The sequence below is a fragment of the Streptomyces sp. NPDC086080 genome, from assembly GCF_044540255.1.
Taxonomy (GTDB): domain Bacteria; phylum Actinomycetota; class Actinomycetes; order Streptomycetales; family Streptomycetaceae; genus Streptomyces.
Genome location: NZ_JBITRU010000013.1, coordinates 189,906 through 202,092, shown reverse-complemented (window position 1 = coordinate 202,092; position 12,187 = coordinate 189,906). Strand labels below are relative to the sequence as shown.

At 71.2% G+C, this 12,187-nt stretch carries 2 protein-coding genes and 1 pseudogene; all 3 read right to left on the bottom strand.

All coding sequences use genetic code 11. From position 1 onward, the window contains the following. Positions 1 to 84 precede the first annotated feature (84 nt). Positions 85 to 2,835 (bottom strand): annotated as a pseudogene (locus tag ACIF9R_RS18115) (Eco57I restriction-modification methylase domain-containing protein); the annotation flags it as partial. Further along, on the bottom strand, positions 2,835 to 5,798 hold the full coding sequence (locus ACIF9R_RS18110) for a helicase-related protein (RefSeq protein ID WP_399980746.1): 2,964 nt from the start codon (positions 5,796 to 5,798) through the stop codon (positions 2,835 to 2,837). The gene ACIF9R_RS18110 and the pseudogene ACIF9R_RS18115, both read right to left, overlap by 1 nt. Positions 5,799 to 5,846: 48 nt before the next feature. Further along, on the bottom strand, positions 5,847 to 12,185 hold the full coding sequence (locus ACIF9R_RS18105) for a protein kinase (protein WP_399980743.1): 6,339 nt from the start codon (positions 12,183 to 12,185) through the stop codon (positions 5,847 to 5,849). Positions 12,186 to 12,187 lie beyond the last annotated feature (2 nt).

The window sequence follows — 12,187 nt, the reverse complement described above, 5'->3', positions numbered from 1 at the left end:
CGCGTCCGCTCGGGATACGTCTCACCAGCTATGTGCCCGCTCGCCACAAGATCAGGACCCTACCCGACCAAGATCACACTACGGAAGCGACGTTGATCCTGCACCCGTCGCGATCGCCGTTGGCAGGATCAGGCCGTGCCGCCCCTCGGGAGCCACGATCGTCGTCATCCGCTCGGCGAACAAGGTGTCCGTCTGGAGCGAGTTGACGCCCTTGACCGTCAGCCCCTTAGCGCACAGCGGGAATACCCCCGAGTCCCCAGCGAAATGAAATGTCCCCTTGACTGTCCGCCGCGCTTCCCGGTACCGCGCCCCCGCCTCCGAATGCTCGGCCTCCCATTCCGCGATCCGCGTCCGCCGCGCCGTGCCGGAGATCGCGGCGATGTCCGGGTCGACGACGCTGAAGTACTTCTTGTCCTCGAAGTCGACCTTGTCCCACGGCGGGTTGCCCACCACGCACGAGAATCCGCCGGCCCAGCCTGTCGCGGGGTCGATCTTCGTTGCCTCCGCCGTGCCCTCGTCGGGGACAGTGAAGATTTCAGGGAACTCCAGGTGCCAGTGGAAGAAGGCGTACTGGTCGCGCAGGCGGATGATCTCATTGTGCGTCGACTGCGGAGCCGCGTCGGCCTCGGGATCCTCAAGGCCCCGGAACACCTTGTGGGTGACTGCCAGTGGCGCGTCCTCCTGCTTGACCCACACGAACGCGGCGCACCACGCGTCGGCGAGATGCAGCGCCCTCAGGTACTCGCCGGAAGTTGCCCACTCCTTGAACGCGGCCTCCTTGCGCCGTACGTCAGCCAGGGTGTGGGCAGGAGCGGACGTGATACGGCGAAGTCCGGACGCGAATGCCGTGTTGGCGACATTCGGCTCGCGTTCCTCCACCTCGAACAGCAGGCCCTGCCCGCCCCGCTCCTTCTCGTTCTCAGCGAACAACCGCTTCGCCCAGGCCTCGTCATCGCCCTCCGTCTTCTTGAACGCACGACTGGGGATGCCGTCCTTCATCAGCGCTGGCGTCGCGCCGATCAGACCGTTGCCGTGCCGGATGTGGGCGTCCAAGAAGCCCAGTGGACGGCCTGGCTCCATGGCCTCCAGCCACAGGGAGACCTTGGCCAGCTCCACCGCCATGGGGTTGAGGTCCACGCCGTAGACGCACTGTGCCACGACTTCGTGTAGGGCGTGCTGCACCGCCTCGGCGGTGGGCTCCGGGTTGCGCTCGCGGACGGAGGCGACCCGCTTGGCGATGCGGCGGGCGGCGCCCACCAGGAAGTGGCCCGAACCGCAGGCCGGGTCGCACACCGTGAGGGACAGCAGTTCCTCAACGATGGTGTCGGCGGGGTCGGGGTGGCCCTCGGCGGAAGCCCGCTGCTCGCCGCGCTTCACGGCGGCGTCGATCACCGGGTCCAGCGTCGAGTCGAGGAGCGTTTCGGTGAGTGCCGCGGGGGTGTAGTAACTACCGGTTTTCTTACGGTCGTTACCCGCCCGGTCCACCAGCGCGAACGTGCGGTCGGACGCGCTGTGCTTGGGCACCAGCTCCAGCAGGGCCTCGTACACCGAGCCGAGTTCCTCGGCGCCCATGTGCTGGTAGTCCACGGTCCGCCAGCGGGCGGCTTCGGCGTCCCGGACGCGGGCGAGGTGCCGCACCGCTTCCAGGAAGTACCGGTTGGCGAGCCGGGCGCCCGCGAGCGGTGCGTCGGCCGCCGTGTCGTTGAACAGGCCGCCGAGGCCCGGCAGGCCCAGTTCCGGGCGGCCCTGTTCGTCGCCCAGGGTGGTCAGCACGAGCTGGAGGGCCTCGTACTGGTCGCTGTGCGTGGTGCCCTGCCGGCGCAGGGACCGCTCACGCAGCCGGGCCGTGGAGAAGTATCGGGTGTAGCGGTCGCGGGCCTGTTCGTCGGCGTCCGGGGAGGGGAGCGCTCGGCGGTCCTCTGTCACGAACAGGAAGATCAGCCGGTAGACGAGTCGCAGCAGCGCCGACTGCAGGGCCGCCGGATCAAGGTTCTCACGCAGTTCCGTGTTGTCTGGATGGCGCAGGAAACCGGTGCCGAGTGCGGCGAGCGCCTGCTGGACGCCGTACCGGTAGTTCTCCAGGGCACGGGTGCCCGTCTCGATCGCCGCCGTCCGCCACGCCTCCAGCCAGCACGAGGACGCCGCCGCCCCCTCCGCCACCTCGAACCGCGACACATGCAGCAGCCGGTACAGCAGCACGAACTCGCTGAACAGCTCCCCGTCGAAGATCGCCTCCAGGTCGAACTCGACGTACGACGCCGTGGCTAGCGCGCTGGAGTCGCGCAGCAGCCGCACCTGACGCCCGTTCGTCAGGACGCCCCACAGGTGCGCCTCCGTCCGGTTCAGGCACTCCTGGAGCATCGACTGGGGCGGGACCGTGCCCGCGCCGGCCGGGCGCTTGTCCAGCTCGGCGTTCCAGGCCGTCTGATGGATCAGGGCGTGGCCCCAGCGGTGGGAGACCGGGAACTTCTTCTCCGCGTCGGAGTTGGCTGTGATGCCCCCTGGGCCGACCGGCGTCAGCCGGCCGAAGCCCAGCTCCCGCCAGAGCGGGGCGAGCCAGTCGGTGTCGGCGCGGCCGGTCGGGTCGGTGGCCGGGACGCCCGTCTCCGTGTCCTCGGGCAGGTGCTTGCGCAGGTCGCGCCATAGCGGCTTCAGGTATTCCCAGCTGCGCTCGGCCTCGTCGCGGACCGAGCGCGAGGACGGCATGCCGTAGTCGGCGGGCTTGGAGCCGGGGACGTCCTTGCCCTCGGAGATGCGGACCAGCATGTCGGCCGGCAGCAGGCCGCCGACGGTGTGGACGGCGGTGAACACCTGGTTGCGGGTGGTGGCGGACATCAGGCGGACACTCCAGCGGGAACAGAGGCAGCGGAAGCGGAGACGGGGGAGAGGGCTGCGGGCAGGTAGACGTAGGTGCCGAGGATGTCGGCGGGCTTCTGGGCCGTGACAGACAGGCCCCGGACGATCTCGCCGGAGGCGGCGCGAACCCGGCGATGGGAGGCGTCCAGTTCGGCGGCCAGTTCGTCGCCGTACGAATCCAGGTACGGCGTCGCCTCGCCCAGTTGATCCAGGATGCGAGTCATGGTGCGTTCGCCGGCCGCCGCGGCCGTGTTCTCCGTGGCCCGCGCGTCCAGCAGCTCCACCGCGCGCTCCGGCGGCAGCCACACCGCGTTCTTCGGGGCGCCCTCGAAGGCCAGCAGACGGGCGTCCTCCGCGACCACCTGCTTCTCGCCGTTGCGCGAGGGCAGGGTCAGGTGGAAGCGGTAGCGGACCAGCAACAGCGTCGTACGTGTCGTCACCGCGTCCGTCGTCACCACGCCACACCGGCGGGCCGGGCGTGCGCCGTCCGCCTGTGTGTCCAGCGCCGCGTTCAGCACGTGCGACGCCAGCGCGCCCACCACCGGGTCCGTGCGGACCAGGGCCGCCTCGCCCCGGGCCACCGCCGGGGTCGAGCGGAACGGGATCGGGCGGTCCCGCTCGACCGTCTCCGCGCCGACGACCGGGGCGAGGGCGTCCCGCAGGCCGATCGGCGTGCCGCCGACCTGGGCCGTGAAGTCCTGGCCGGAGTCGCGCAGGGCCGCGCCCAGGGCGTTCAGCGACTCCCGTACGAACGTGTCGATCTCGCCAGCGCCGCCCAATGCCTCCCGCACGGCGGCGACCTCGCGGGCCACCTCTTCCGGGTGGATGGAACGCTGTGCGAACCGCGAACGGGACGCCTTCTCCCGGTCGGCCGCCGAGTTCCAGTCCTTCTCCAGGTCTGCGAAGCTCTGCTGGAACGACTCCGTCTCGAACAGCGCCTCCTGCTCGCCCTGCCGGCCGCGCAACAGCAGCCACTCCACGATCGCGTCCGTCACGCCCGTCGACATCTCGTCCGGCACCGACACCGAGATACCGAGGTCCTTCTTGATCTGGCGGTGCTTCTTGATCAGCACCTCCAGGACCTTGCCGTCGATGCCGTTGTCGTCGCCGTACAGGGTGATGACGCGGACCTCGTCGCGCTTCTGCCCGTACCGGTCGACGCGGCCCTCGCGCTGGTCGTGGCGGGTCGGGTTCCACGCCAGGTCGTAGTGGAGGACGGCGTCGAAGTGGTGCTGGAGGTTCACACCCTCCGAGAGGCAGTCGGTGGCGATCAGGACGCGGCGCGCGGCGGCGTCCTCACCGGCCTCCGCCGCCAGCTCCTCGATGCGGTCGATGCGCTGCTGCGGGGAGAGCGTGCCGGTGACCGCCTTCACCACCGTCTTCACGCCGAGCGGACTGCGCTTCTTCGCCTCGGGGTCGTTGGCGAGCTGCTCGGCCAGGTACTCGGCGGTCGGGATGTAGCGGCAGAAGACGATCGGGTTGTAGCCGTCGGCCAGCAGGGCCTTGAGGTGCTTGATGAGCGCCTTCAGCTTCAGGTCCTGCGCCGGGCCCTCCAACGCCTGGGCCCGCTCGGCGAGTTCGGCGAGGCGTGAGCCCGCGTGCTCCTCCGTCTCCGCGCCCGGGGCCACGTCCATGCCCTCCAGTGCGTCACTGTCCGCCGAGTCGCTGGTCAGCGGGGCGCCGAGCCGGTCCGCCTCCTCCGCCGACGCGGCCACCGCCGCCGCGGACCGGGTGCGCAGGGTCTGCGCCGCCGCCCTCGGCGACGACACCAGGGAGCGCAGCAGTGCGATCGCCGACCACCAGGCGATACGGGCCTCGCGCCGGCCCTGGCCGTCCGCCTCCTCCACGCGCTCGCTCGCGTACGCGATCGCGTCGTCGAGCAGTGCCCGGTACTCGGGGGACAGCTTGTACGTCTCGTCCTTGAAGTAGCGGTCGGACGGGAACGCCGTGCGCTCGGCGAGCGAGTCGTCCGCCAGGCCGTCCTCCTTGGTGAGGTACTGGCGTACGTCCGCGCGCTTGCGGGCCACGAAGTGCTGGGCGAGGAGCTTGCGGCCCTTCTCCGAGTCCAGGTCCACGTGCGCCAGGTCCGGCCTGACCAGGCCCAGCAGGTTGCGGAACGCGGACTCCTTGCCGCTGTGCGGGGTCGCCGTCACCAGCAGCAGGTGCCGCTCGGCGTCCTGCGCGACACGGCGCAGCAGCTCGTAGCGGAGCTGGTTCTGCGTGCTCACCTTGGAGTCGTCGGAGGTCACGCACGTGTGCGCCTCGTCGACGATGACCAGGTCGGGGCAGTGGCGTACGAAGTCGTCGCGGTGGCGGGTGGACTTGATGAAGTCCGTCGAGACGATCACGTGCGGGTACTTGTCGAACAGCGACTGGCCCAGGTCCAGGCCCCGTTCCAGACGGGAGACGGTCGACGACAGCACCAGTTCCGCGTCGATGCCGAACTTCGACCGCAGCTCCTGCTGCCACTGCTCCGCCAGCGCGGGCGAGCACAGCACCGCCAGGCCCGTCGCCTCGCCCTGCGCCAGCAACTCGCTCGCGATCAGGCCCGCTTCCACCGTCTTGCCGATGCCGACGTCGTCGGAGACCAGCATGCGCACCGTCTTCTGCCGCAACGCCATCAGCAGCGGGACGAGCTGGTACGCGCGCGGCTCCACCGCGATCCCGGCCAGTGAGCGGAACGGGCCCGCGCCCGAGCGGAAGCCGACGCGCAGCGCCGTGCGCAGCAGGCCGGCCGCCCGCTGGTCGCCGAGGTCGCCGGGCTCCGGGGGCGCGAACTCGGCTCCCTTCACCGTCTCGAAGGCCGGGAACACCGCCGCGATGTCGTCGTCCGAGCCGCCCAGCGGGCGCAGCACCAGCAGGTCGGGCTCGCTCTCGGGGAGTACGACCCACTCCCGGCCGCGTGCGGTGACCAGGGAGCCTGCGGAGTACGTGAGTGCCATGTCAGTCGTCAGATCCTCGGAAAGGAGAGGCAGGGTAAGTGCGGGCGGTCAGTTGGTGGTCGGGTTGCCGAAGCAGTCGGCGTAGCGGCCGGCGAGCGCGTTCCAGTCGTCGCCGGGGCGGAAGCGGACGGCCTCCCAGCCGGCGTCGAAGAGGCGTTCCTCGGCGTCCTCGTCGCGCAGGGCGGTCTGTTCCGTGTCCGGCAGGTCGACGAAGACGGCCAGGCGCGTGCCCGGCTGCCGGTAGACGTAGTCGGGCATCGCGTTGGCCTCGGTGAGCAGGGCGCCGGTCTCCGTCGGCAGGTTGAGGCCCTTGGCCTTCACCCAGCCCAGGAAGTCACCCTGCTCCACCAGCTCCGCAGCCGCGGCGGCCTCCACCACCGTCGGCTCGGCCGGGGAGGGGGCGGAGGTCTCGGCGACCAGCCGCCGGTACTGCTCCGACCGCGACTCCCCGCGCGCCTCCCGCGTCGCCGTCGCCGACGCGAAGCGCACCAACAGCGCCGCCACCGTGTGACGGTTGATCCGGGCGTGGTCGAGCTGGTTGCCGTACGTCAGCAGGCACTCGTAGCAGCCGAGCGCGCAGGCGCGGTCGCCGCGGTGGGCCTTGCCACCCTCGTCCGTGCCGTCGGCGGCGAAGTGGCAGATCTCCAGGGCGCGGTGGGCCGCCTTGGCCAGGGCGTCGTCCTCCGCCTGGAGGCGGCGCAGGACGCCCGCGCCGCCCTCCGCGGCCTCCATGAACAGGATGCGGCGGCGCGGACCGTCGTCCGGCGGCAGCAGTTCCGCCGTCAGCTCGGCGTCCTCCAGCTCGAAGGCCGCCTCGATGCCCCGCTCCAGCGCGTACATCAGCGTCAGCGCGACCGGCTCGGGCAGTGCCTCGTCGAGGGTGACGACGAGGATGTTCCGGCGGTCCTCCACGAACGGGATGACGCGCTTCTTGCGGCGCCGCTCGTTGCCGTCCGCGTCGATCACCGGGAGTTCGCTGGAGTCGCCGGAGGCCTCGGAGGCGTCCTTGTCGTTCATCCAGCGGCCGTCGGCCAGGTCGAGCCAGTAGCCCGGCGGCTCGTCCTTCTTGGCCCGCACCCGGCCCGTGTTGGTGATCCGGATGGTCGCGGAGTCGCCGTAGGCGATCTCGGCGAGCTGTCCGCCCGCCGCGTCGGCGATCGTCGCGTTCAGGCGGCCCCGGCGGGCGCCGTGGTCGTGGAAGCGGTACGACGTCTCCAGCCGGAAGCCGGCCCGGCGCCGCTCCTCCTCGTCCGAGGAGATCCGCTCGCGGCGCGTGGTGTACACGGTGTGCAGGTGCAGCAGGCCGTATGTCGCCGAGCTCAGCGGCTCGTCGCAGAAGCCGCAGCGGTCCTCGCGGTCCTTCGGGTCGTGGTGGTAGCCGCAGTACGTGCAGCGGCGGGCCTCGCCCGTGGTCAGCTCGCCGGAGGAGTCCGGGGGGAGCTGGATGCGGGTCACCTGGTAGCGGGCGCCCTCGTGGTAGATGAGCGAGCCGGGGCCGAACTCGCGGATGGCGAGGAAACGGGGCCGCTGGAGGTAGTCGCCGTCGCCGCGGCGGCGCCCGATCGTCGGGATGTACGCGGCCAGCGGCAGGCGCGGGAAGCTGTAGCCGGGCAGGAAGCCCTCGGAGGCCAGGTAGCGGTACGGGTTGAAGTCCGAGAGGACCGACTTGCTGTCGACGCTCTCGTTCATCAGCAGGTTGAGCTGTGTCTCCGCCTCGCGGCGGCGGGCGTTGGCGCGGTTGCGGTCGGTCTCCGTGAGGCTGTAGTCGAGACGGCGCTTGTTCTGCACGTACTGGTCGTCCAGCGCGGCGCGGAACAGGCTGCGCCAGCGGTCGAAGGCGCGGTCGAAGCGCTCGGGGACCGTGCGCACTTTGTCCTGGATCCAGTCGTCGTGCCACCAGGTGGTGTCGGCGAACTCCTTCAGCAGCGGGCCCAGGACGGCCAGGGCCGCGTCCACCGTGCGGCGCTGCGCGCCGTCGTCGTGCGAGGCGTCCAGGATGTCGGGCAGCAGCTCCAGGGCCGGGTCCGGACGGTCACCGGTGTCCGGGTGGGACACGTCCAGCACGTCCGGGATGGAGCGGCCCAGACGCAGGCCCGCCTCGGCGATCCAGATGCCCTGGAGGTGGGAGAGGACCAGGTCCTCGTTGGCGAGGTCCAGGCGGGGCGGGGCGACCGCGCCCGCGACCATGCGCTCCGAGCGGCGGAAGTAGTACTGGTCGTGGCTGTTGCCCGTCGCGCAGTACGTCGTCACCAGCGCGGGCTGGCCGCTGCGGCCCGCACGGCCGGACCGCTGGGCGTAGTTGGCAGGCGTGGGCGGGACGTTGCGCATCATCACCGCGTTCAGCGAGGAGATGTCGACGCCCAGCTCCATCGTGGGGGAGCAGTACAGCAGCTTCAACTCCGCCTTGCGGAAAGCCTCCTCGCGCTTCTCCCGGTCCTCCGGCGCGACCTGTGCGGTGTGTTCGCGGGCGAACAGGCCCGCGAGCGCGTCGGCGGTCTCCCGGTACAGCTTGAGGAAGAAGGTGTTGATGCGCGGGCCGTCGCCGCTCTGGTAGGTGCGGGTGAGCGGGTCGTGCGCGCCCGACTCGCCCTTGCCCGCCCGCCAGACCAGCGACTGGGCGGCGACCCGGTAGCCGGTCGTCGTCGGTCCTGACGGGCGGCGGAAGCGGCCGGGGCGCTGCGGGGCGGTCTCGACCTCCTTCACCAGGCCCGCCTTGGTGAGCACCGTCAGCAGCTGGGCGATGATCAGCTGGAGGTCGTCCTGGTCCAGCCCTGCGAAGGAACCGTCCGTGCGCCTCAGGTACTTGCCGTACTTGCCGCGCGCCGACAGGAACAGGCTGGCCCGGTCGGCGCCCGGCCGGGACGGGTGCGGGTACGCCGTGCCGACCTTCGGCTTGTCACCGGCCGACAGCACCCACGGGTCCACCAGCCGCTCCTCGGTGGCCCGTTGCAGCGACTCGAAGGTGTCGTCGCGGAAGAAGGACACGTCGATCGCCAGCGAACGGCGCATCTCGTCGAGGAGCGCCTTGACGATCTCCGCACGCAGCGCCGGGTCGGCGTCCCGCAGCGCGGGGTGCGTGGTCTCCCAGCGGTCCTGCTTTCCGGCCACCCAGTGCAGGTCCTCGTAGTCGATCTCCAGCAGGCCCGTCTGCTCCAGGTTGGGCATGGTGATGCGCCAGCCGCGCTCCAGGTCCAGGTAGAGCCGGAAGGCGACCATGTCGCGCAGCGTGCGGGCCGCGTTGCGGGCCAGGCCGGGGGAGAGGTCCGTGTCACCCGTGTAGTCGCCGGGGGCGAGTGCGAGGGCGTTGGTGACGGCCGAGGCCAGCTCCTCGTGGTGCAGGCCGTCCTCGCCTGCGTCCAGCGCCGCCCGGTACAGCGCCCCGCGCAACTGGGTGATCTGCACGAAGTCGTTGAAGTGGCCCGCCTGGAGGGAGGCGTCCTGCCGGTTGTCGACGAAGGTGAGGAGCTTGCGCGCCTCCTTGTCCAGGGCCTCCTCCGGCACCGACTTCAGCGACCGCACGATGGACGCCGAGACGAGCGAGGTCGCCGACGAACGGCCCTCCTGGTCCAGCGTGGCCAGCTTGGCGAAGTCACGGCCACGCGTCTGCTCGTACGCCACCCCGCAGTGCAGGCAGAAGAGGAACGGGGACGGGATGAAGGCGGCCTTCAGCTCGCCCTGGCCCTCCTGGCCGTACGGGTCGACGGTGACCGCGCGCGGTACCCGGTCGCGGTAGGTGCGCTTGACGATCTCCTGGCCCCGGTCGTCCACCTCCAGCCAGGACTCGGGCAGCCGGCGGTCGTCGACGGCGTACTGCACGTTCGACGGCCACTCCCGCTCGTGGTCGACGTACAGGTAGCCGTCGCCCTGCCGGCCGCCGGTCGCCGAGGTGTCGCGGCGGGCCTCGTAACGGACCTCGCCGTCCTTCTCGGTGCGCCACACCGTCAGGTACTCCTGGCCGCACTCCCGGCAGAACGCCAGCGGCATCAGCAACTTGCCGCCGCTGCCCGGCTGTTCGAGCTGGTAGGAGCGGGTGAGGTGGCGGGAGAGCTTGTCCTCCAGGGTGACGTACACGGTGTCACCCTTGGAGAGGAACTGGTGCAGCCGGAACGCGAAAAGGGGCCGCTCGGTGAGCGGGTGGCGGGCCTGTGAACCCGCCTCCAGGGTGGCGCGGATGGCGGCGACACAGTCCTTCTCGGGCACGCCGGACTGCTCGCTGAGCTCCTTCGCGGCGATCTCGATCTTCGCCGGCTGCTGCCGGACCAGGCGGCCGGACTCCGCGTCCTGGACCAGGCCGAAGCGGCTCTCGATCCAGCGGGCCAGCGGGTCGCGGACCAGGTCGTCGTAGGCGCGCGGGGCGGCGGGGGAGGTGAGGCGCTCGGCCGGGACGGTGTCGGGTGCCTCGCGGGTCGCGCGGACCAGGGTCTCGCCGATGACGTGCTCGGACCGCACCTTCGTACCGAACAGGGTGCTCGCGACCTGGGCGACCACACGGCGCTGGTCCTCCCAGGTACCCTCCGTCGACATGGTCGCCGAGGTGCCGATGCACTGAAGCTCCTCGGCCTGGCAGGCCTCGCGGACGCGGCGGATGAGCAGGGCCACGTCGGCGCCCTGACGGCCCCGGTAGGTGTGCAGTTCGTCGAAGACCAGGAACTCCAGGCCCCGCGCCATCCGGATCAGGCTCGCCCGGTCGGCGGGGCGGGTGAGCATCAGCTCCAGCATCACGTAGTTGGTGAGCAGGATGTCCGGCGGATTGTCGCGGATCTCCTTGCGCTTCTCGTCGTCCTCCTGGCCCGTGTAACGGGCGAAGGTGACCGGCTCCTTCCCGGTGCCGTATCCGTCGCGCAGGTACTTCTCCAGCTCGCGCAGCTGGCTGTTGGCGAGCGCGTTCATCGGGTAGACGATGATCGCGCGCACGCGCTTGGGGGCGTTCGGGCCTTCCTCGTCCCGCTCGTGCAGCACCTTGTTGACGATCGGCACGATGTAGGCGAGGGACTTGCCGGATCCCGTGCCGGTTGTCAGCACGTACGAGGCGCCGGAGGCGGCGGCGTCGATGGCGTCGCGCTGGTGACGGTGGAGGGTGAGCGGGCGGCCGTCGCAGACGGTGCCGCCCTCGGTCTTCTTCGCCTGGAAGATACGGGCGCACTCGGCGTGCAGCACCTTCTGCTGAGCGAGTTCGACGACGGTGCCGCCGCCCTGGAAGAACGGGTTCAGCGACAGCCAGGGGTCCGGCCACTGCGACTTGTCGTCGAGGTCCTGCTCCACGAAGCCGGCGATGCGGTCGTCACGGATGACGGTGCCGCCCTCGGTGAAGGAGCGGTAGTCCTTGATGAGGGCCCGGTGGACGCCGAAGACGTCCATGCCGGCTCCGGCGGCCGGACCCTGCGCGGCGGTGGGCTCCTCGTCTTCGTCGTCGGCGTCGGCGGTAGCAGGGGCGGAGGCCGGGGCGGGCGCCGCATCGCGCACGGGCACGGTCGGGTCGAGCGCAGCCCAGTGCGGCAGCAGCGATGCCCCCGCGTCGGCCACGGCGAGCGGCAGCAGCGCCTCCCGGACGGTCACCGCGTCGGCGGGGCGGTCCGCCGGATCCTTGGCCAGCAGACGCTCCACCAGCCGGGCCAGCTCCACCGGGACCTCGCGGCGGATCGCCCGCACCGGGGCCGGCTGCTGGTTCACATGGCGGTCGGCGAGCTCGTACGCGGACTCGCTGGTGAACGGGGGAACGCCGACCAGCATCTCGTACAGCACGCAGCCCAGCGCGTAGAGGTCGGCGGCCTGGGTCACCTGCTTGGCCTGGCACTGCTCCGGGGCCATGTAGCGGGCGGTGCCCACGCTGACGCCGGTGCTGGTCAGCCGGGTCTGGTCCGGGTCGTCGGCGATGCTGCCCATGCCGAAGTCCAGCACCTTGACCGTGCCGCCCTGCGTGAGCATCACGTTCGCCGGCTTGAGGTCGCGGTGCACGACACCGGCGGTGTGGGCGGCCGCGAGGCCGGCCGCGATCTGCGCGCCGATCGCGGCGGCCCAGGAGACGGGCAGCTGGGACTCCTCCTCGATCAGGTCGCGCAGCGTCTCGCCGTCCAGGAACTCCATCGCCAGGTAGGGCAGGCCGCCCGACTGGTCGTCGATGCCGCCCGCCACGAGACGGGTCAGGTTGGGATGGCGCAACCTGCGGGTGATGCGGACTTCGCGGGAGAAGCGCTGCACGGCCTTGGTGTCACCACCGGTGTCGATCTGCGAGCCGGTGCGGCGGCGCAGGATCGTCTTGACGGCCACGGCGCGCTCGGGAGTGCCCTCAGGGGCGTGCAGGTCCTCGGCGCGGTGAACCTCCCCCATGTTGCCCCTGCCGATGACCTGTCCGATGCGGAACCTGCCGTCGACCAGCTCCTGGCTCACTG